The organism is Nitrospirillum iridis (genome assembly GCF_014205765.1).
Taxonomy (GTDB): Bacteria; Pseudomonadota; Alphaproteobacteria; order Azospirillales; family Azospirillaceae; genus Nitrospirillum; species Nitrospirillum iridis.
In genome coordinates, this window is record NZ_JACIIZ010000012.1 from 63,171 (window position 1) to 82,737 (window position 19,567).

Sequence of the window (19,567 nt, forward strand, 5' to 3'; positions counted from 1 at the left end):
CCCCCTCACCGTCCCCGGGCGTTCCGCTTGGTCGATCCATATCCCATCAGGCGTTTGACAAGCAGGCCGATTGTCTGGACTCTGCGAGGATTGGGGTACAGCAACCAAGGTTCGCACATGTTTGCCGCCATCGGCCTGCTCGGCGTGTTCATCTGCGTGTTCGGGTCGTTTGTTATTTTCGGCGGCAAGATCGGCATCATCATCGAGGCCCTGCCGGGCGAATTCATGACCATCGGCGGGGCGGCCATCTGCGGCTTCATGGTCGCCAACAGCACCCACGTCATCAAACAATCCTTAGGCGCCGTGAAGCGCATCTTCCCCGGCGCCCGGTTTCACAAAAAGGAATACATGGAGCTGCTGTCGCTGCTCTATCAGATCCTGAAGACGATGAAGACCAAGGGTGTGCTGGCCATCGAGCAGCACATCGAAAAGCCCCTGGAAAGCAACATCTTCAACGCCTACCCCTCGATCATGAAGGACCCGTTCACGGTCAAGTTCATCGCGGACTATCTGCGCATGTTCTCCATCGGCGTGGACAACCCGCATGAACTGGAGGCGCTGATGGAACAGGAGATCGAGAAGACCAAGCACGAGGATTTGCATTCCAGCCACGCCTTCCAGACCATGGCCGACGCCATGCCGGCGCTGGGCATCGTGGCCGCCGTGCTGGGCGTCATCAAGACCATGGCCTCCATCACCGAGCCGCCGGAGATCCTGGGCAAGCTGATCGGCGGCGCCCTGGTCGGCACCTTCATGGGTATTTTCCTCTCCTACTGCATCCTGGCGCCCATCGCCTCGCGGTTGAAGGGCCTGGCGGAGGAGGAGAACCAGTTTTATCACGTCATCCGCGCGGCCATCACCTCCCACCTGGCGGGCTACGCCCCCCAGGTTTCCATCGAGGCGGCCCGAAAAAAGGTGCCGACGGAGTACATGCCCGACTTCAATGAGTTGGAAGAGGCGCTCTCCGCCATCAGTTAGGGCCGCTTCAGCTGTAGCCGGCACGGCGCCGGCTGGAAGCCAATCTCAGGAATTGGGACGCTCGGCCCGCCGCCGTGCCAGACGGCGGCGGTGCGTCCGCAACCCAGCCATGCCGCACCGCAACGCCGATTCGGGCGTAATGCGATTGACCTCGGGCGCCTGAGAGGCCAACTAGCATGTCATGCGAATAGAGCGTCATCCCATCGGCCCGGCATGCATCACGACAGCCGCCCGCGCCTGACGCTTTGCCATGGCCACCCGTTCCTGGGTGGCCATTTTCACGAGGCAGCACCCTCCGTGCCTTGCCAACGGCGCCGTCCCCTGGGGAACGGCGACGGGCGGGTATCGGGCCGCCGAAACAACACAGGAGACGTAATTTGACCGATCAGCCGCTCGCTGGAAAAGCCGTTGCCATTCTCATCGCCAATGGCTTCGAAGAAGTGGAAATGACCGAGGCGCAACGCGCCCTGCTGCGCGCCGGCGCCGCCCCCAAGATCATCTCGCCCGAGCAGGGTCTGGTGAACGGCTGGCACGGCACCTCCTGGGGCCACTACTTCCCCACGGACAAGCAGATGGGCGAAGTGCTCGCCGCCGACTTCGACCTGCTGGTCCTGCCGGGCGGTGAGCGCAGCGTGACCAAGCTGGCCAACAACCCGCACACCCGCCGCATCGTCGGCAGCTTCATGGACGCCGGCAAGGGCGTCGCCGCCATCAACCATGGCGTCCAGCTGCTGGCCGTGGCCCAGCGCCTGAAGGGCCGCACCGTGACCGGCAACGACGCCGTGCGCGAGGCCGCCGAGGCCGCCGGCGCCACCTGGGTGGCCGAGGAAGGCCAGAACATGAACATCGACCGCCACCTGCTGACCGCCCGCGGTCCGGAGGAAGTGGTGCCGGAGTTCATCGAGACCATGCTGCGCGTCTTCGCCGACGCCATCGAGTACCGCCGCCAGCTGCAGGCCGAAAAGGCCGCCGCCGCCTGATCAGGCCCCGGCATCGGATTGAAAAAGGGCGCGAGGCATCCGGCTTCGCGCCCTTTTTGTTTGCGCTTTCTTGAAACTCCCTCAATCGCCGGGCAGGCGCATCCGCGCCTTGGGCTTCCTCGGGTTCCAGTCCAATTCGTTCCCCGGAACCCTGCGGCGGCCGCCGTCGCGGCCGTTTCAGGCAAGGGCCCAGGGCTTAAGCGCGCCGATATTCCATGACCGTCCAGGTGAACAGGCCCAGCAGGACCAGCGCACCCGCCTGGTGGGTGGCGGCGACGTGCACCGGCACGAACATCAGCAGGGTGCTGATGCCCAGGCTGATCTGCACCAGCACCATCGCGGCCACGGCGATGGCGAGGCTGCGCACCCGGCCCTGCACCCCGGCGCCCAGCGCGCGGACGGTGTAGGACCACACCACCAGCCCGGTCAGGATGGCCAGCCAGCGGTGGGTGAACTGCACGGCGGCCGTGTTCTCCAGGAAATTCAGCCAGGCGGGGCTGAGGTTCCACATCTCTTCCGGCGCCAGGGTCCCGTTCATCAGCGGCCAGGTGTTGTAGGCCTGGCCGGCATCCAGGCCGGCGGTGAAGGCGCCCCACACCATGGTGGTGGCGACCAGCGCCATGGCGACGCCGGCATGGCGGCGAAGCGCGGCGCGGGCGGAATGCGCCGCACCGCTGGCGGCCGGGAACAGCAGCGGCACCGCCGTGGCCAGCATGGCGACATAGATCAGCACCGCCAGCGACAGATGGGCCGCCAGGCGGTAGTGGCTGACGTCCGGCCGGTTCACCAGGCCGCTTTTCACCATGTACCAGCCCAACGCCCCCTGCAGCCCCCCCAGCACGAACAGGCCGACGAGGCGCGGCGCCAGGGCGCGCGGCACGCGGCGGGTGGCGGCGAAGAACAGGAAGGGCAGCAGGAAGGCGAGACCGATCACGCGCCCCAGCAGCCGATGGAACCATTCCCAGAAGAAGATGCCCTTGAACTGGGCCACATCCATGCCGCTGTGCTTCAGCGCGAATTCAGGCGTGGCCTGGTACTTGGCGAACTCCTCCGCCCAGGCCGCCTCCGACAGGGGCGGCAGGGCGCCCGTCACCGGCTTCCATTCCGTGATGGACAGGCCGCTTTCGGTCAGGCGGGTGATGGCGCCAATGACGGCCATGGCGAAGACCAGGCCGGCGCAGACCAGCAACCAGATGCCGATGGCGCGGTGGGGTGCCACACGAGCGGGGGAGCGGGCGTGGGCGATGGGAAAAGGCGTGACGGTCAAGGGACTACGGCCTTTTGACGAAGGTGCGGGGTTGGCCCGAACTATAGGCCGAACCCCGCCCCCCGACAAATCCCCCTTACAGCCCCTTGCCGAACGCGCGCAGCAGGAAGGCCTGGGTCAGGGCGATTTCCTTCAGCTTGTCGAAGCGGCCGGCGGCCCCGGCATGGCCGGCGCCCATCTCGGTGCGCGACAGCAGGACGTGATCGTCGGTCTTGAGGGTGCGCAGTTTGGCCGCCCACTTGGCCGGTTCCCAATAGGTGACACGCGGGTCGCTGAGGCCAGCGGTGATCAGCAGGTGGGGATACGGCTTGGCCACAACGTTGTCATACGGGCTGTAGGATTTCAGCCGCTGATAGACGTCCGGCTCGTTGGGGTTTCCCCACTCGTCATACTCGATGACCGTCAGGGGCAGGCTGTCGTCCAGCATGGTGTTGACCACGTCGACGAAGGGCACCTGGGCGACGACGGCGCGGAACAGGCCGTCCGGCGCCATGTTGGCCACGGCACCCATCAGCAGGCCGCCGGCGCTGCCGCCCTCGGCCGAGATGTTGCCGGCCTTGGCGTAACCTTGGGCCGCGAGGAATTGCGCCACGTCGATGAAGTCGGTGAAGCTGTTGACCTTGTTCTCCAGCTTGCCGTCCTCGTACCAGCCGCGGCCCAGCTCGTCCCCGCCGCGGATATGGGCGATGGCGAAGGCGAAGCCCCGGTCCAGCAAGCCCAGGCGGCTGGCGGAGAAATAGGGGTCGATGCCGTGGCCGTAGGCGCCGTAGGCGTAGAGGTGCAGGGCACCCGACCCGTCGCGGGGAAAGTCACGGCGGTGGACGATGGATACCGGCACCAGCGTGCCGTCCCGCGCCGTCGCCAGCAGCCGGGCGCTGACATATTGATCAGCATCGTAGCCGCTGGGGATTTCCTGGACCTTGCGGATGGCCAGCGTCCGGTCCTTCAGGTCGTAGTCATACACCGTGGGCGGCGTCACCAGCGACTGATAGCGCAGGCGCAGCAGGCCGCCATCATAGTCGAAATTGGCACCGGGCCCGACCTCGAACGCCGCGTCGGGGAAGGCGATGTCGTGGGCATCGCCGTTCTTGTCCAGCACCCGCACCACCTGGGCGCCGTCCACCCGGGCGTAGACCACCAGCCAGTCGCGGAAGGCCATGTGGCCGGTCAGATAGGTGCGGTCGGCGGGGGCGATGACCTCCACCCAGTTGGCCTCGGCGGTATCGGCCAGCGGCGCCTTCACCAGGCGGAAATTGCGGTGGGTATCGTTGGTGATGATCCAGGCGATGTCGCCCTGATCCTCCACATTGTACTCATGCCCCTGGCGGCGGGGCAGGACCAGGCGCGGCTCAGCCTCCGGCTGGGTGGCGTCCAGCAGCCGCACCTCGGTCGACACGTTGTTGTGGGCGACGATGCGCAGATGGCGGCCGGACAGGGTGGCGTCCAGGCTGACCATCCAGGCCGGATCGGCCTCCTCATAGACCAGGACGTCATCGGTGACGGCCGTGCCCAGGCGATGGCGCCACACGGTTTTCGGCCGCTGGAACTCATCCTGGCGAACATAGAACAGGTGCCGGCCATCGGCGGCCCAGGCCACGCCCGGGGTGGCGTCCGCCGCCCCCTCCAGCACGACCTCGCCGGTGGTGAGGTCCTTCACCCGCACGCCATAGCGTTCGGATCCGTCCGTATCGGCGGTGTAGGCCAGATAGCGGCCGTCGCGCGTCGTCTCCAAATCGGCCACGCGCATGAATTCATGCTTGGTCGCCAGAATGTTGACGTCCAGCACCACCTCTTCCCCGGAACTGTCGCTGGGCGACGAGCCGGCGGGCCAACGGACGAACACGGGGTAGTTCTGACCGCTGGCGAAGCGCGACTGATAGAAATAGCCGTCGCGGCGGTAGGGCACGCCGGTATCATCCTCCTTGATGCGGGCGCGCAGCTCAGCCACCAGGGCGGGGCGCAAATCCCCCTCCCCACCCAGCACGCGGTCGATGTAGTCGTTCTCCGCATTGAGGTAGGCCAGGATGTCCGGGTCCTTCACCTCGGGAAAGGCGGGGTCGCGCAGCCAGTCATAGGGGTCGACCCGAACCTCCCCGTGCGCGGTCTTTTCCACCGGCCAGGCCCGGGCCACAGGCGGCTGGGGAAAGGCGGATTGACGAAACGGGGCGTCGGAGACGGACATGGATGAAGGCACCTGGGCTACGCCATTGCGGGCGGTGAAACTGGATCGCAACGATATGGTTAGGGCGGTGCATGCGGCAAGACGGGCCAAGCGGGTGGGTGCCATGCCCACAAGGCTTTCCTATGGTTGAGACATTGCAGCCAAAAACAACACGCATAAGTTTAGTTATTCAGCCAAGGACCTGCCATGCCGCCCCGGCACTGGCGGCGGCGGCGGGGCCACGGTATCCCAGGCGGCATCCATCCAGCTCTCCCCGCACCCCGCTTTCCCCACACCCAAGGCCCCGACATGTCGTTTCCCCGCGCCATCCAGGCCGCCGTCTTCGATATGGACGGATTGTTGATCGACAGCGAACGTCCCCTGCGGGGCGCCATGATGGCCGCCGCGGTGACGGTTGAGCGTCCCCTGACCGAAACCTTCTACGGCACGCTGATCGGCCGGCCCTATCCGGCGGTGCGGCAGATGCTGGTGGATCATTTCGGGGGTGAAACGGTATTCGACCGCTTCACCGAATTGTACCGTGGGGCCATCCAGGCGCATTTCGACGCCGGCATCGCGCTGATGGCCGGGGTGCGGGAGTTGCTGGACCACCTGGACGCGGCGGGCATTCCCATGGCGGTGGCGACCAGCACCCAGCGGGAACGCGCCCTGCACCACCTGACCCAGGCCGGCATCGCCCACCGCTTCCGCGCCTTCGTCGGCGGCGACGATGTCAGCCAGGGCAAGCCGCACCCGGAGCCCTATCTGAAGGCGGCGGCGGCCCTGGACGTCGATCCCCGGCACTGCATCGCGCTGGAGGACAGCCACAACGGCATCCGCGCCGCCCACGCCGCCGGCATGATGGCGGTGATGGTGCCCGACCTGCTGGCACCGACGGCGGAGATCGAGGCCCTGTGCCGCGTGGCGGCCGACCTGCATGAGGTCCGGCGCTGGGTGGCGGCCTGACCGTCCCCCCCATCCGGAAACGCCAAAAATAAAAGGGCCGGCAGCGATTGCTGTCGACCCTTGGCGAAGCCCCTGTCCGGGGTGGGGCGCAGAGCGCCCTGAGAAGCGGCGTTCCGTCAGACCGTCAGGTTGACGAACGCGCCGCGGGTGCGCCCCGTGTCCGACGCCGCCTTGATCTGATCCTGCGTGGGGCTCAGGTTGAAGCTGGCGCTGCTGCTGTTGGACGCGGTGTTGTCGGTATTGGCCTGGTCGGTCGACTGGTCCGTCGTCCCCTGCGTCTTGACCGGGGTGACGGGCTGAACCTGCGGCGTGTTGCCGGTGGCGTTGGTCGACCCGACGCCTGGCGTCAGGAAGGTCGCGCCGTAACCCGAGCTGTAAAAGTTGATTCCGCCAATAGACATGGGAATGGCCTCCTTTGACCACAGCCCTCATATACGCTCATTTCGCAAGCTGGACAAGGGCGCGGCGGGCAGTTTTTGCCCACCACCGGCCCCCTTCCCTTGGCATCTGGACTCTGAACACCCGGCGACTCTTGCCAATAGAACGGCTTACGACTTGCCCTTCGCGTGATAGCTGATGCGCCAGACGGTGCCGCCGACATCGTCGGCCACCAGCAGGCTGCCGTCATGGGCCAGGGCCAGACCCACGGGGCGGCCCCAGACCTGCGCCGGGTTGGTGCCGGGCAGCCAGAAGCCGGTGGCGAAGTTCACATAGTGGCCGGCGGGGCGGCCATGGGTGAAGGGCACATAGACGATCTTGTAGCCGGTGGGCTTCGCCTTGTTCCAGGAGCCATGAAGGGTGACGAAGGCGCCCCCCTGGTAGTCGGCCGGGAACTGGTGGCCGGTGTAGAACAACAGGCCCAGCGGGGCGGAGTGGGCGTCGAACAGCAAGTCGGGCACGATGGCCTTGGCCACCAGGTCAGGCCGCTTGTCGGCGAAGTCCGGCTGCGGATGGTTGCCGATGTAGGAATAGGGCCAGCCGTAGAAGCCCTCGGGCTGCAACCGGGTCATGTAATCGGGCACAAGGCCGTCACCCAGGCCGTCACGCTCATTCACCACGGCGTAGAGGTCGTCGGTGCCGGGGTAGAATTGCAGGCCCACCGGGTTGCGGGTGCCCGAGGCGAAGACGCGCTTGACCGAGCCATCCATGTTGAACTCGGTCACGGTGGCGTGGGGCCGCGGATCCTCGGCGATGTTGCTCAGGGAACCGATGCCGACGAAGAAGCTTTTGCCGTCGGGCGCGAATTCCAGGGTGCGGGTGGGGTGGCCCTTGGGCTGGCCCAAGGCGCCGTCCGGCGTCACCTGGACGCGGTCGCCCGCCGGCTTGGTGTCGCCGTCCTTGTAGGGGATCTTCCACACCGCCCTGATGTCGCCCACCCACAGATAGCCATCGTGGAATTCGATGCCGTAGGGGCGGTCAAAACCGGCCGCGAAGGTGATGACCTCATCGGCCTTGCCCGTGCCCTTGGCGTCGCGCAGCAAGGTGATCTCCCCCGGATTGGCCTGGCGGGCCAGGAAGACGTCCCCGTTGGGGGCGACGGTCAGGTTGCGGGCGTGGCTGAGCCCCGTGGCGAAGACGGAGACGGTGAAACCCTTGGGCACGTTCAGGGTGGCGTCGGCCGGCCGCGCCACCTCCTCCGACGAATTGCCCACCCCCTCGGTGGCATAGGGCGCCGGCAGATCGGCGGCGCGGATCTGGATGCGCTGCCCCACCTTCTGCTCAGGGTTGTCGGTTGGGGATGCCGCCCAGGCCGGCGCCAGGGCGCCCAGCCCAAGACTGAGGACGGACAGGACGGCAAGGCTGTTGCGGCGCATGTGTCGCTCGGGGATGCGGGGAAGTAATAGCGTTGTCACTCTCGGGGACTTCAACCATGTTCGCAAGATCGCAAGTGGGCCTATGCCGGACTGCCGAAACCGCCCTCCACCAGGGGCGCGGGGGTGGCCCCATGGCGCCCGCCCCCTGTGGTCCTGGACGGGAGGGCCGGCTTGGGGAATGATCCCCCTGACGCAACGAACCAGGGCTCACGCGACATGATCAGCCTGCTGATGAACATTCTATGGGTGGTGCTGTTCGGCTTCACCGGGGCGCTGGCCTGGTTCCTGGCCGCGATCCTCATGGTGATCAGCATCGTCGGCATCCCCTGGGCCCGGGCCGCCTTCAACATGGGGCTGTTCGTGCTGTGGCCCTTCGGACAGGTGGCGGTGGACCGCCGCCTGCTGACGGGCCAGGAGGATATGGGCACCAGCCCGCTGGGCTTCCTGGGCAACGTCCTGTGGTTCCTGTTCGCCGGCTGGTGGCTGGCGCTGTACCATTTGGTCGCGGGCCTGCTGTGGTGCGTGACCATCATCGGCATTCCCTTCGGCTTCCAGCACTTCAAGTTCGCCGGCCTGGCGCTGGCCCCCATCGGCAAGGCCATCGTGCCGGTGGAGAGCTTGGGGATGCCCCGGTACTGAAGTGCCGCGCGGCACCGGAGGGGCGTCACCCCCGCAAGGGCTCCAGCAAATCCGGAACGCGGTCGCGGTCCACAGCGTCCAGGAACTCATCGGCCAGGCGGTCGGTCTCGGCCACCGCCTGGCGCCAATAGCGTTGGCGCTGGACCGGGGCCAAGGCCGTGAAGTCCCGGCGGTCCGGAATCTTGCCATGGGGCAGGGCCGCCAGGAACTCCGCCGACGGGCACAGCAGCAGGGTGCGGGCAAGGGAGGCGGCGGCCGGCCGCCGCCAGGACAGACTTTTGTCGAACCAGCCCGGCACCACCTTGGGCCCGAAATGGGGGAACAGCACCAGGTCGCCGCCCCCCAGGTCGGGCCTATCCGGCGTGTCGGCCGCGTCGGACAGGTCCGGACCCGGTGTGAACGGGATGTCCAGGTGATAGTCCATGATGCCGCCATCCATGTAGGCGCCGGGGCCGGCGCCGCCGATATCGCGCACCAGATCCAGCATGAAGGGGATGGCGCCGGAGGCCATCAGGGCGTCGCCCATGTTGGCGGTGGTCAGGGCCACGCGATGGGTGGGGAAGCCGGCGGTGAGGTCGAAGGGATCGGCGCCGCGCGGGTCGGCGAACAGGGTGCGCTGAAAGAACAGGGGCAAGCTACGGCGGCTGACCAGGTTGGCCAGACCCGCCGCGCCGATACCGGCGGCCAACGCCGCCGGGTGGCGGGCGCTGAGCATCCCCCGGCCCCGCACCGCCAGCACGAAAAGACGCATGCAGGGATGGGCCAGGATTTCCCGCGCGCCCTTGCGGTCCCCCTCGCCGCCGCCGCTCCTGTCGCCCGTTGACGGCGACCCCAGGATGATGTCCAGGAAGGCCCGGCTTTCCCGCGTCAGGGTGGGCATGGTCGCGTCGGACGGCACATACGCCAGATAGGCGTCCTCGAACCGCCGCAGCACCTCGCCCGGGTCGTGGCGCGCCATGGCGGCGAAGCGCCAGCTGCCGATGGAACTGCCCACCATGGCCAACGGCCGGGTACGGCCCTTGAACCAGCGGGACAGGATGGCGCGGTCCAGCCGGGTCAGCGCCAGCCATTTGGGTCCGCCCGAGGCCCCCGCCATGGTTCCGAACAAGGCATCGGACACACCATCGCGGCGCAGACGGGCCATGGCCTCCGGCCCAGCCAGGAAACGCAAGGCACGCGCCACCCCATCCTCCTTCCCGTCCGCTTGAAATACGCCTTGAAACGGCGCTTAAACCCGCGCATGGCTTCGCCCCCGCACCATCCGCTATGATGGTTTCGGACCCGGCTGTCGCGCGGACGCGGCGCCGGGCATCACGCCATAAGCATATGATTGTTATTCAAGGAGTTGCCACCATGTCCACCCCCCATAAGCGCGCCATGGAAGCCGTGCTGGAAGCCGCCGACCTGGACATCAAGGCGGCCCTGGAGGAACAGGGCATCACCGACAAGCATTCGGATGAGGCCGACGACACCATCCTGGACGTCGCCATCCTGCACGCCTGGCGCATCTTCGTGCGCATCAACGAGGCCCAGGGCCTGACCGTCGACCCCGGCCTGTTCGTTGACCTGGCCAGCGAACTGGCCGAGGACATGGCCGAAGACCGGGACCAGTAACAGGGAAAGGCCCCACCCATGGTGCCCGCTGCCGGGATCGAACCGGCACGCCCGTGAGGGCGAGGGATTTTAAGTCCCTTGCGTCTACCTATTCCGCCAAGCGGGCATCCAGGGTCGCGGTCGCTGGGAAACTAGCGGAGGTGGGGCGTGCAGGGCAAGGCCGGTTGAGGCCCTTGCCCGCTCACGCGGCCCCCTCCACCACCTCGGCCTCCGCCCCCTTGCCGCGCACCAGGGCCGCCACCTCGTCCGTCGCCGCCGACAGGCGGACGGCGTCCGGGCTGCGCAGCACCAGGCTGGTGGCGAAGCGCCCCTCGCGGTAGGTGGGGTAGCTGCCGATGTCCACGTCGGGATAGCGATCCTGGATGGCGCCCAGGCCCGCCGCCAGGTCCCCCTCGCCCACCAGGCAACGCACGGTGCGGGCCAACACGACGGGCCCGCCCACCAGCCGGTTGGTCAGCCCGGCCAGCATGGCCTGCATGATGGATGGCACCCCGGCCATGACGAAGACGTTGCCGACCTGGAAGCCGGGCGCGGCCGAGACCGGGTTGTCGATCAGGATGCCGCCTTCCGGCACGTTGGCCATGCGCAGCCGCGCCTCATTCAACTCCCGCCCGCTGGCGGCGTAATGCGCCTCCAGCCGGCGCACCGCCTCCGGATCGCGCAGCAGGGGCACCCCGAAAGCCTTGGCGACGCAGGCCGCCGTGATGTCGTCATGCGTGGGGCCGATGCCGCCGGTGGTGAAGACATAGGTGTAGCGGGCGCGGGTCTGGTTCACCGCCTCGACGATCGCCGCCTCGTCATCGGCCACCACCCGCGCCTCCTTCAACCGCACGCCCATCCCCCCCAGCACCTTGGCCAGGTGATTCAGGTTCACGTCCTGGGTGCGACCGGACAGGATTTCGTTGCCGATGATCAGAAGACAGGCGGTGGGGGCGGCGGTCGCGGGCGCAACGGTCATGGGGGCGGGCTTCCTGAAAGGCCGGGACGGGCCGGGGACGGAACGGACAGGGGATTATAGGGGGAAACGCCCCGCCGCCAACCGCCGCGACCGCCGCCCTGGCCCCCATTCACGCCGTTGCCGGGCCGCGCCGATTCGGGCCCCTGCCCTGCCCGGGTTTGCCTTGCCGTAGGCCCGTGGCGCGCCTAAGTTCGGGGGGTGTGTCCGGCCATAGGTGCCGGACGCTGGTGTTTGGCCGGGCGGTATTCCAGCGCTGGACTGGGTGCTGCCCCGACGATTGGATTGACGAGCATGAACAGAGGCGAAGCGGCCGCCGCCGCGGATGAAGAATACGAACTGGACGACCGCGGCATCGTCATCCACGGGGCCGAGGGGTTCGCCGCCATGCGCAAGGCCGGCCAGACGGCCGCCGCCCTGCTGGACTACCTGACCCCCTTCGTCGTGCCCGGCGTGGCGACGGAAGAGATCGACCGGCTGTGCGAGGAGTGGACGCAAGGCCATGGCGCCAAGTCCGCCACCCTGGGCTATCGCGGATATCCCAAGTCCTGCTGCATCTCCATCAACCATGTGGTCTGCCACGGCATTCCCAGCGACAAGCGCCTGCAGAAGGGCGACATCGCCAACATCGACGTCACCGTCATCGTCGATGGCTGGTTCGGCGACACCAGCCGCATGTTCCTGGTGGGCGACGATGTGCCGCTGAAGGCGCGCAAGCTGGTGGACGTGACCTATGAGGCGATGATGCGTGGCATCCAGGCGGTGCGCCCCGGCGCCACCCTGGGCGACATCGGCCACGCCATCCAGACCTTCGCCGAGGCCAACCGCTTCTCCGTCGTGCGCGATTTCTGCGGCCACGGCGTGGGCAAGGTGTTCCACACCGCCCCGTCCGTCCTGCATTTCGGCAAGCCCGGCCAGGGCACGGAGTTGAAGGAAGGCATGATCTTCACCATCGAGCCGATGATCAACATCGGCCGCTATGACGTGAAGATCCTGTCCGATGGCTGGACCGCCGTGACCAAGGACAAGAGCCTGTCGGCGCAGTTCGAGCACACGGTGGGCGTGACCAAGGACGGCTGCGAGATCTTCACGCTGTCGCCGGCCGGCTTCCACCAGCCGCCGTATGTGACGCGGGCCTGACCCGCCCCCCTCCGGCGTTCCACGAAAGCCCCACCCGATTCCCTCGGGTGGGGCTTTTCATGTCACGCCCGGGCCACCTGCGGCCCACGGGCCACCTGAAGGTGGCGATCCATCAGATCGCTGACCGCCGCCTGGGTATGGGTCAGCACCTGGCGGAGCGTGCCCAGGGCGTCCGCCTCCGCCACCCCTTGGGTGGCGCGGCGCGCCAGGAAGCGGCTGATATGGGCCAGGCGCGGCGTCCCCATTTCCGCGGCCGTGCCGGTCAGCAGATAGGCGTAGTGACGGACGCCGTCCACGGCCCCCAGTTGCAGCGCCAGATCCAGTCCCACACCGGCGTCGACCAGGCATTCGGCGTAGAGCGCCAGGATCTCCGACAACGCCCGGTCGCCCAGCGACCCGGCATAGCGGCGCAGCCGTTCCTCCTCCACCAGCGGGATACCCGGCAACGGCTCCAGCCCACGCTCCTCCACCATGCCGGGAGCCTTGTCGGCACGGGACGCCTTGGCGGCGGACAGCGGAATGGGACTGGGCATGTCGGCGGATCTCCTCTGATCGAGCGAGGTAACCTCAAAGCAATAGATATGCCAGGCGATCACCAACCCGCCGCCGGCAGTGATTCCCGCGAGTCGCCCCTGCCGCGCGCCCGGGGTATCCCGGGCGGCCGACGCCGCGCCCTTGCCGGCAAGCAGATTTTGCCGGGGCGATTCGGCCCCGCCCGCCGTCAGCGCCACCCCTGGCAGGTGCAAGCCCCAGGCCCTATACTGCCGGGGCGGGTAACGGGGGATGGGCATGGGCCGACGGGAAGACGAGAACGCCGCGCTGGAGCTGGATCTGCCGGGCCCCACGGCCCCCGCCAGGGAACCGCCGCCCCATTACCACGGCCATCGCGACCGCCTGCGCGAGCGCTTCCTCAGCCAGGGGCCGGAGGCCCTGCAGGATTACGAGCTGGTGGAACTGCTGCTGTTCCAGGCCATCCCCCGGCGCGACGTGAAGCCCCTGGCCAAGGAGTTGCTGGCCCGCTTCGGCTCCTTCTGGGGCCTGGTGTCGGCGCCGGTGGCGGTGCTGCGCGACGAGTTCAAGCTGAGCGACGCCGCCATTGGCGCCATCAAGGTGGTGGCCGCCGCTGCATTACGCATGGCAAGACGCGAATTGCTGGACCGGCCGGTGCTGTCGTCGTGGCAGATGCTGCTGGATTATTGCCAGGGCGCCCTGGCGCATGAGCCGGTGGAGCAGTTCCGCGTGCTGTTCCTGGATGGCCGCCACGCCCTGCTGCGCGACGAGGTGCAGCAGCGCGGCACGGTCAACCAGACGGCGGCCTATCCGCGCGAAGTGCTGAAACGCGCGTTGGAGCTGGGGGCCAGCGGCCTCATCCTGGTCCACAATCACCCCAGCGGCGACCCCAGCCCCAGCCGGGCCGACATCCAGATGACCAAGGCTATCGCCGAGGCCGCCAAGGCCCTGGAAATCGCCCTGCACGACCATCTGGTCATCGGCCGCGGCCGGCACTTCAGCTTCCGCGCGCAGGGGCTTCTCTAATGGTGGCCCATAGGGCCATAGTCGCCGCCGACCTCAGAGCCGGGTGACATCCAGCACGGCCTGGGCGAAAGCCTGTGGCGCCTCCTGCGGCAGGTTGTGACCGATGCCGCCGGTCACCAGGCGGTGGGTGTAAGGGCCGGTGAATTTGGCGGCGTAGGCGGCTGGTTCGGGATGCGGGGCGCCGTTGGCGTCGCCCTCCAGCGTTATGGTTGGCACGGTAATGACGGGGGCGGCGGCCAGCCGCCGCTCGACCGCGTCATACTGCGCCTCCCCCTCCGCCAGGCCCAGCCGCCAGCGGTAGTTGTGGACGACGATGTCGACGTGGTCGGGGTTGTCGAAGGCGGCGGCCGAGCGCAGGAAGGTGGCGTCGTCGAAGCGCCATCGCGGTGAGGCCAACTGCCAGATCAGGCGGTTGAAGTCCACACGGTTGGCCTCATAGCCCTGCCGGCCGCGCTCGGTCGCGAAATAGAACTGATACCACCAGGACAGCTCCGCCTTGGGCGGCAGGGGCTTTCTGCCCACCTCCTGACTGCCGATCAGATAGCCGCTGACCGACACCAGGGCGCGGCACCGCTCCGGCCAAAGGGCGGCGACGATGTCGGCGGAGCGGGCGCCCCAGTCGAAGCCGGCGACCACCGCCTTTTCGATCTTCAATGCGTCCATCAGGGCGATGACGTCAGCGGCCACCGCCGCCTGCTGGCCATTGCGCGGCGTCTGATCCGACAGGAAGCGGGTGGTGCCGTGGCCGCGCAGATGCGGGACGATGACGCGATAGCCCGCCGCCGTCAGGACGGGCACGACATCGACAAAGGCGTGGATGTCGTAAGGCCAGCCGTGCAGCAGGATGATCGCGGGGCCGTTGGCGGGGCCGGCATCGACATGGCCGATGGACAGCGGCCCGGCGACGGTCTGCTTCAGCCCGGTGAAGACGGGCACGGCACCGCCTGGACGCGAGGCGGGCGGATCGGACACGTCCGCCTTGGCGGATCCGATGAAGCCGAACCGGGCGGCGGCGGCCGTGGCTGCGGCGGCCCCGAACAGGTGGCGGCGGGCCAGGTTCACGGACAAGGAGGGGGCAGACATAGGAAATCTCCTGCGCAAACGGGGGGAAAGGCGGGGGACGGCTCAGCCGAAGGTGAAGGCGTAGACGCGGGCGCCGGGGTCCAGGAACTCGATCTCGAAGGTCCGGTCGGCCACCGGGCCGCCCTGGCGCACCAGTTGGTAAAGGCGGGCGGCGTGCACGGTGCCGGCACCATCGGCATCGGTGTCGGTGCCGTGGTCGGCCCCGGGAGCGGCGCCGTCGATGCGCACCCGGAAGCGGACGGGCTGGCCATCTGCGCCGGGTGCCAGCACCAGGTGCAGGTCGCGGGCGTGGAAGCGATAGACGAGGCGGGCCTGCGCCCGGCTGGCCGTCGCGTATTCCGCCCCGACCATCCAGTCGCCGGCCAGGGTCCAGCGGTTCAGCCCCAGGCTGGCGACCGGCCGATAGCGCGCGGCAGCGTCGGGGACGAGGCTGTCGGGGCCGGCGTACCGCTGCCCCTGGGCATAGCCGACATAGGTCTCGGGCGAGGCCAGATGGGCGACGTCGGGCGCCGTCTGCGTGCCCTCCGCCGTCAGGGGCGGCACAGGGCCGGCCGCGGCTTGGGATGGCGGAACACCGACGGCCTTGGCGTCGGCGAGAGCCGACCGGATGGCGCGCTCCGTCTGGTCGAAGTCGCCCTCGCCCAACGACTGATAGCGGACACGACCATCGGCACCGATGAGGTAGACTGCGGGCCAGCCCTGGTTGTCAAAGGCGCGCCAGACACGAAAGTCGCTGTCCACCGCCACGGGATAGCCGACGCCCAGGGCGGTCACGGCCTTGGCCACGTTGGCGGGATCCCGCTCGAAGGCGAATTCCGGGGTGTGGACGCCCACCACCACCAGGCCCTGGTCCCGGTATTGCGCCGCCCAGTTGCGGATATGGGGCAGCGTGCGCAGGCAGTTGATGCAGGAATAGGTCCAGAAGTTGACCAGGACCACCCGGCCGCGCACATCGTCCGGCGTCAGCCCGGTCGTGTTGATCCAGGAGCCGGCCCTCAACACCCCGGCCAGCGGGCCAGTCAAGGACGGCTGGGTGGCTGGCGGTGTGGCGGCGTGGGCAACGCCCGACGGAAGGGCGCCCAGCGCCCTGATCAGGGCGCGCTCCACCGACTCGGTCGACAGCAACGGCGCGCCCAGGAACAAACGGGTGTCCAGCCCGACAGCGCTGGCCAACGCGGTCGCCAACACTGCTCCACCCAGCACCTGGCGGGCGGCGTCCACCCAGCGGGCACCCCGCGGAAGGGTGGCCGCCAGGCGGGTGCCGCCAGCCATGACGACCGCCAGCGGCGTGGCGGCACCCAAGGCATAGACGAACAGCAGCAGCGTGGTGTCCAGCCCCGGCCCGCGCAGGGCGGCCCCGGTCAGGATCAGGCCCAGCACCGGGCCGGCGCAGGGTGCCCACACCAGGCCCGTGGCCAGCCCCAGCAACAGCGAGGCCGCCACCGTCCGCTCCGATCCCCCCTCCGCTCCGCCCTGGAGGCGGGTGGCGAAATGGCCGCCGGCCGCCACCAGGGGGGCCGTCAGACGGTTGGCCAGCGCCGGCCAGATCGTCGCCAGCCCGAACAGCGCCAGCAGGGTCAGGCCAACCCCGCGGCCGTACCGGTTGGCGGCCACCGCCCAGCCACCAGCGGCCGCCAAGCTGGCGGTGGCAGCGAAGGCCGCCACCAGGCCCAGCAGCAGGGGCAGGGCCCGATGGCGGAAGGATTGCCCCGGCCGGCCGGCCACCATGGGCGCGATCACGATGGGCAGCAGGGGCAGGATGCAGGGGGCGGCGATGGTCAGCACGCCCGCCAGATACGCCAGGATCAAGGATGCCACGATAACCGTCCGGGTTGGTGGGGCCACGGGATGTTATTAAGATCGTATACGCTTTAATCGAACACGATTCATATAGATCCACCCCTCCAAAACGTCAATCCACGATTTAATCGCATCCGTGGTATATGAGCGGAAGCCATCGACGCCCCGTCCGGAAAGGCCGCCCATGACCCCGCCCACCGCCCCCACCGCCCCGCCCACAGAACCTGCGGCACCTTTGCCCAAGCTGGCGGATTTCCTCTGCTTCGCCATCTATTCCGCCAACCTGGCCTATGGCAGGGCCTATAAATCCATCCTGGATGAGCTGGGCGTCACCTATACTCAATGGATCGCCATCGTCGCCCTGTGGGAACAGGACGACCAGACGGTCAGCGGCCTGGGCGAAAAGCTTTTCCTGGAATCGAACACCCTGACCCCCATCCTGAAAAAGCTGGAAACGTTGGGCTATCTGCAACGCCGGCGCGACACCGCCGACGAACGGCAGGTGCGGGTAAGCCTGACCGAAGCCGGCCGGCGGCTGCGGGAGAAGGGCGCGCAACGCACCCTGGTCAAGGCCAGCGGCCTGGCGCCGGAGGAGTTCCGGATGATCCAGAAGACGGTCAGCCGCCTGCGTGACAGCCTGCTGGCTCACGCCGAAAGCGGGAAATGAGCTTGCCCCGCCGCCCTCAGGCACTAGGCGCGGTCGGAGCCGCCAACGCCCGCCGGCTGGGCAGCAGGGGCACGGCGATGAAATAGGCCAGCACGCCCAGGAGCCAGACAGCACCCGGCCAGCTGGCGCGCGTGGCGCCGTACACCGCGGTGAAGGCCAGCGGGCCGCAGATGCCCACCAGGCTGGTCAGCGCCGCCAGCGTACCCTGCAGCTCCCCCTGCCGGTCCTGGCCGACGCGGAAGGACATCAGCGCCTGCAGCGCCGGTCCCGCGATGCCACCCAGGGCCAACAGCGGCGTGAGGAGGAAAACGGTGAGCCCCTGGGTGGCGAAAGCCATGGCGATATAAGCCACGCCATCGGCCAAAGCCGCGATGATGAAGGCGCCCCGCTCGCCCACGCGGCGGATCAGCGGCGCCGTCACCAGGGACTGGGCCAGCGCGTGCAGGAAACCGAAGCCCGCGAGCGACCAACCCACCAGGGCGGCGTCCCAGGCGAAACGGTCCTCGCCGTTCAACACCCAGAGCGAGGCCGCCAGCTCACCGGCCGCCTCCGCCAGGACATAGACCACCATCAGCCGGGCCAACAGGGGCACGGCGGCCGCCCAGCGCAGGGAGGAGAAAGCGTTCAAGGCGCCCAGCGTGATGGGCTTGCGCCCCGCCGAGGCAGGCCGCGACTCGGGCAGCACCATTAGCGCCAGCAGGAAATTCAGGGCGTTCAGGCCGGCCGCCAGCAGAAAGGGCGTCCGCAGCGAGATCATGCCCAGCAGCCCGCCCAGCGCGGGGCCGGCGATGAAGCCGATGCCGAAGCAGGCGCTCATCCGCCCATACTGCTTGGCGCGTCCCTCCTCGTCCGTCGTGTCGGAGATGTAGGCGGTGATGACGGCCATGTTGGCGCCGGTGACCCCGGCCAGGATGCGCCCGACCACCACCACCCACAGGCTGGGCGACCAGGACATGGCCAGATAGTCCACCGCCCCGCCGGCCAGCGACAGCAGCAGGATGGGCCGGCGGCCGTAGCGGTCGCTGAGCGCCCCCAGGACGGGGGCGCAGAAGAACTGCATCAGCGCATAGGCCGCCAGCAGCAGGCCGTAGAGGAAGGCGACATCCTCCGCGCCCGCCAGTTCGCGCAGCAGCCCCGGCAGGATGGGCATGACGATGCCGATGCCCACGGCGTCCAGCGTGGTGGCGGCGAAAATGACGTAGAGCGCGTTGCGCATGATTGTTCCCTATCACCGATAGGGTTGCATTCTCCCTATCAATGATAGAGCGTCAAGCCGTAAAGGAGGACGGCATGCGGCCAGAAGGAAAGCTGACCCGCGACACGGTGGTGCACGCGGCCTTGGATTTGCTGAACGAGGTGGGGATGGACGGGCTCAGCACCCGCCTGCTGGCGGCGCGGCTGGGCGTGCAGTCGCCCACGCTGTACTGGCATTTCCGCAACAAGCGGGCGCTGCTGGACGCCATGGCCGTGGCCATGCTGGCGAAGCACGAACACGTGACGCCCCCCCAGGATGAGACGGACTGGCGGGGCTGGTTGACCGCCAACGTCCGCAGTCTCCGCCGGGCCCTGCTGGCCTATCGCGATGGCGCCCGCGTGCATGCCGGCACCGGCCCTTCACAGGAACAGGTGCCGCTGGCGGAGGCGCAGCTGCGTCTGCTGTGCGGGCACGGCTTCGCGCCGGCGGACGCGCTGTGCATCCTGATCGCGCTGTCACGCTTCGTCGTGGGATGGGTGCTGGAGGAACAGGCGCGGGCGACGGACGCGCCGGAGCGCGCGGGCGAGGCCATGCCGCCCATGGGGGCCGAGGTGGGGGCCGAGGCGCCGCTGATGACGGCGGCCATGGCCGACATCCTGGGGGACAGCCCTGACGCGGCGTTCGACCGGGCGCTGGGCCATTTCATCGCCGGGCTGACCCCGGCGGCACAGGCAAAGCGATAATCGCACCCCGGGGCGGCGCGATGCCGCCC

The 19,567-nt window shown here is 68.5% G+C and carries 19 protein-coding genes and 1 tRNA gene; 9 read left to right on the forward strand and 11 right to left on the reverse strand.

The window, feature by feature from the left end:
* Positions 1-117: 117 nt before the first annotated feature.
* Together motA and FHS74_RS19905 are read left to right on the forward strand one after the other, a co-directional pair.
* Complete coding sequence (gene motA, locus FHS74_RS19900) at positions 118-978, forward strand: flagellar motor stator protein MotA (RefSeq protein WP_184803966.1); 861 nt, start codon at positions 118-120, stop codon at positions 976-978.
* A gap of 377 nt (positions 979-1,355) precedes the next feature.
* On the forward strand, positions 1,356-1,958 hold the full coding sequence (locus FHS74_RS19905) for a DJ-1/PfpI family protein (RefSeq protein WP_184803969.1): 603 nt from the start codon (positions 1,356-1,358) through the stop codon (positions 1,956-1,958).
* Positions 1,959-2,154: 196 nt separating this feature from the next.
* Here the strand turns inward: FHS74_RS19905 and FHS74_RS19910 are convergent, their stop codons facing one another.
* Both FHS74_RS19910 and FHS74_RS19915 read right to left on the reverse strand, forming a co-directional pair.
* On the reverse strand, positions 2,155-3,225 hold the full coding sequence (locus FHS74_RS19910; protein ID WP_246463253.1) for a COX15/CtaA family protein: 1,071 nt from the start codon (positions 3,223-3,225) through the stop codon (positions 2,155-2,157).
* 76 nt (positions 3,226-3,301) lie between these two features.
* Positions 3,302-5,407, reverse strand: a complete 2,106-nt coding sequence (locus tag FHS74_RS19915) for a S9 family peptidase (protein ID WP_184803972.1) — start codon at positions 5,405-5,407, stop codon at positions 3,302-3,304.
* A gap of 288 nt (positions 5,408-5,695) precedes the next feature.
* On the opposite strand from FHS74_RS19915, the gene FHS74_RS19920 reads away from it, so the two are divergent.
* Positions 5,696-6,352: an HAD family hydrolase gene (locus FHS74_RS19920; RefSeq protein ID WP_184803975.1), complete on the forward strand. Its 657-nt coding sequence runs from the start codon at positions 5,696-5,698 to the stop codon at positions 6,350-6,352.
* 116 nt (positions 6,353-6,468) lie between these two features.
* On the opposite strand, the gene FHS74_RS19925 is transcribed toward FHS74_RS19920, so the two are convergent.
* Positions 6,469-6,753, reverse strand: coding sequence for a hypothetical protein (locus FHS74_RS19925; RefSeq protein WP_184803978.1), 285 nt, complete (start codon positions 6,751-6,753; stop codon positions 6,469-6,471).
* 147 nt (positions 6,754-6,900) lie between these two features.
* Entirely contained in the window at positions 6,901-8,166 is a 1,266-nt protein-coding gene (locus FHS74_RS19930) for a PQQ-dependent sugar dehydrogenase (protein ID WP_184803981.1), read from the reverse strand.
* A 216-nt stretch (positions 8,167-8,382) separates the two neighbouring features.
* Between FHS74_RS19930 and FHS74_RS19935 the strand changes: the two genes are divergently transcribed.
* On the forward strand, positions 8,383-8,805 hold the full coding sequence (locus tag FHS74_RS19935; RefSeq protein ID WP_184803986.1) for a YccF domain-containing protein: 423 nt from the start codon (positions 8,383-8,385) through the stop codon (positions 8,803-8,805).
* 25 nt (positions 8,806-8,830) lie between these two features.
* Here the strand turns inward: FHS74_RS19935 and FHS74_RS19940 are convergent, their stop codons facing one another.
* Positions 8,831-9,988 carry a patatin-like phospholipase family protein gene (locus FHS74_RS19940; RefSeq protein ID WP_184803989.1) on the reverse strand — a complete coding sequence of 386 codons (1,158 nt, stop codon included), beginning with the start codon at positions 9,986-9,988 and terminating at the stop codon, positions 8,831-8,833.
* Between the two features lie 170 nt (positions 9,989-10,158).
* Here FHS74_RS19940 and FHS74_RS19945 point away from each other — a divergent pair, with 170 nt between their 5' ends.
* The gene (locus FHS74_RS19945) at positions 10,159-10,419 is read left to right on the forward strand and encodes a hypothetical protein (protein WP_184803992.1); all 261 of its coding nucleotides are present in this window, start codon (positions 10,159-10,161) and stop codon (positions 10,417-10,419) included.
* A gap of 19 nt (positions 10,420-10,438) precedes the next feature.
* Here the strand turns inward: FHS74_RS19945 and FHS74_RS19950 are convergent.
* Together FHS74_RS19950 and FHS74_RS19955 are read right to left on the reverse strand one after the other, a co-directional pair.
* A tRNA-Leu gene (locus FHS74_RS19950) sits at positions 10,439-10,525 on the reverse strand.
* A gap of 75 nt (positions 10,526-10,600) precedes the next feature.
* On the reverse strand, positions 10,601-11,377 hold the full coding sequence (locus FHS74_RS19955; RefSeq protein ID WP_184803995.1) for a competence/damage-inducible protein A: 777 nt from the start codon (positions 11,375-11,377) through the stop codon (positions 10,601-10,603).
* A gap of 291 nt (positions 11,378-11,668) precedes the next feature.
* Here FHS74_RS19955 and map point away from each other — a divergent pair, with 291 nt between their 5' ends.
* Positions 11,669-12,514, forward strand: a complete 846-nt coding sequence (gene map, locus FHS74_RS19960; RefSeq protein WP_184803997.1) for a type I methionyl aminopeptidase — start codon at positions 11,669-11,671, stop codon at positions 12,512-12,514.
* Positions 12,515-12,576: 62 nt separating this feature from the next.
* On the opposite strand, the gene FHS74_RS19965 is transcribed toward map, so the two are convergent.
* Entirely contained in the window at positions 12,577-13,047 is a 471-nt protein-coding gene (locus tag FHS74_RS19965) for a hypothetical protein (RefSeq protein WP_184804000.1), read from the reverse strand.
* Between the two features lie 250 nt (positions 13,048-13,297).
* Between FHS74_RS19965 and radC the strand changes: the two genes are divergently transcribed.
* Complete coding sequence (gene radC, locus FHS74_RS19970) at positions 13,298-14,050, forward strand: RadC family protein (protein ID WP_184804003.1); 753 nt, start codon at positions 13,298-13,300, stop codon at positions 14,048-14,050.
* Positions 14,051-14,083: 33 nt separating this feature from the next.
* Here the strand turns inward: radC and FHS74_RS19975 are convergent, their stop codons facing one another.
* On the reverse strand, positions 14,084-15,133 hold the full coding sequence (locus tag FHS74_RS19975; protein ID WP_184804006.1) for an alpha/beta fold hydrolase: 1,050 nt from the start codon (positions 15,131-15,133) through the stop codon (positions 14,084-14,086).
* Between the two features lie 42 nt (positions 15,134-15,175).
* Positions 15,176-16,951 (reverse strand): redoxin domain-containing protein, encoded by a 1,776-nt coding sequence (locus FHS74_RS19980; RefSeq protein ID WP_184804009.1) that lies wholly within the window; start codon positions 16,949-16,951, stop codon positions 15,176-15,178.
* Between the two features lie 166 nt (positions 16,952-17,117).
* On the opposite strand from FHS74_RS19980, the gene FHS74_RS19985 reads away from it, so the two are divergent.
* Positions 17,118-17,600 (forward strand): MarR family winged helix-turn-helix transcriptional regulator, encoded by a 483-nt coding sequence (locus FHS74_RS19985; protein ID WP_184804011.1) that lies wholly within the window; start codon positions 17,118-17,120, stop codon positions 17,598-17,600.
* A 16-nt stretch (positions 17,601-17,616) separates the two neighbouring features.
* Here the strand turns inward: FHS74_RS19985 and FHS74_RS19990 are convergent, their stop codons facing one another.
* Entirely contained in the window at positions 17,617-18,816 is a 1,200-nt protein-coding gene (locus FHS74_RS19990) for a TCR/Tet family MFS transporter (RefSeq protein WP_184804014.1), read from the reverse strand.
* 74 nt (positions 18,817-18,890) lie between these two features.
* Between FHS74_RS19990 and FHS74_RS19995 the strand changes: the two genes are divergently transcribed.
* Positions 18,891-19,538, forward strand: a complete 648-nt coding sequence (locus FHS74_RS19995; protein ID WP_184804017.1) for a TetR/AcrR family transcriptional regulator C-terminal domain-containing protein — start codon at positions 18,891-18,893, stop codon at positions 19,536-19,538.
* Positions 19,539-19,567: the final 29 nt, after the last annotated feature.

Bases quoted from the DNA above. Each gene is read 5' to 3' on its own strand.
- motA (WP_184803966.1), top strand. From the start codon at position 118: ATGTTTGCCGCCATCGGCCTGCTCGGCGTGTTCATCTGCGTGTTCGGG.
- FHS74_RS19915 (WP_184803972.1), bottom strand. From the start codon at position 5,407: ATGTCCGTCTCCGACGCCCCGTTTCGTCAATCCGCCTTTCCCCAGCCG.
- FHS74_RS19920 (WP_184803975.1), top strand. From the start codon at position 5,696: ATGTCGTTTCCCCGCGCCATCCAGGCCGCCGTCTTCGATATGGACGGA.
- FHS74_RS19925 (WP_184803978.1), bottom strand. From the start codon at position 6,753: ATGTCTATTGGCGGAATCAACTTTTACAGCTCGGGTTACGGCGCGACC.
- FHS74_RS19930 (WP_184803981.1), bottom strand. From the start codon at position 8,166: ATGCGCCGCAACAGCCTTGCCGTCCTGTCCGTCCTCAGTCTTGGGCTG.
- FHS74_RS19935 (WP_184803986.1), top strand. From the start codon at position 8,383: ATGATCAGCCTGCTGATGAACATTCTATGGGTGGTGCTGTTCGGCTTC.
- FHS74_RS19945 (WP_184803992.1), top strand. From the start codon at position 10,159: ATGTCCACCCCCCATAAGCGCGCCATGGAAGCCGTGCTGGAAGCCGCC.
- FHS74_RS19955 (WP_184803995.1), bottom strand. From the start codon at position 11,377: ATGACCGTTGCGCCCGCGACCGCCGCCCCCACCGCCTGTCTTCTGATC.
- map (WP_184803997.1), top strand. From the start codon at position 11,669: ATGAACAGAGGCGAAGCGGCCGCCGCCGCGGATGAAGAATACGAACTG.
- FHS74_RS19965 (WP_184804000.1), bottom strand. From the start codon at position 13,047: ATGCCCAGTCCCATTCCGCTGTCCGCCGCCAAGGCGTCCCGTGCCGAC.
- radC (WP_184804003.1), top strand. From the start codon at position 13,298: ATGGGCATGGGCCGACGGGAAGACGAGAACGCCGCGCTGGAGCTGGAT.
- FHS74_RS19975 (WP_184804006.1), bottom strand. From the start codon at position 15,133: ATGTCTGCCCCCTCCTTGTCCGTGAACCTGGCCCGCCGCCACCTGTTC.
- FHS74_RS19985 (WP_184804011.1), top strand. From the start codon at position 17,118: ATGACCCCGCCCACCGCCCCCACCGCCCCGCCCACAGAACCTGCGGCA.
- FHS74_RS19990 (WP_184804014.1), bottom strand. From the start codon at position 18,816: ATGCGCAACGCGCTCTACGTCATTTTCGCCGCCACCACGCTGGACGCC.
- FHS74_RS19995 (WP_184804017.1), top strand. From the start codon at position 18,891: ATGCGGCCAGAAGGAAAGCTGACCCGCGACACGGTGGTGCACGCGGCC.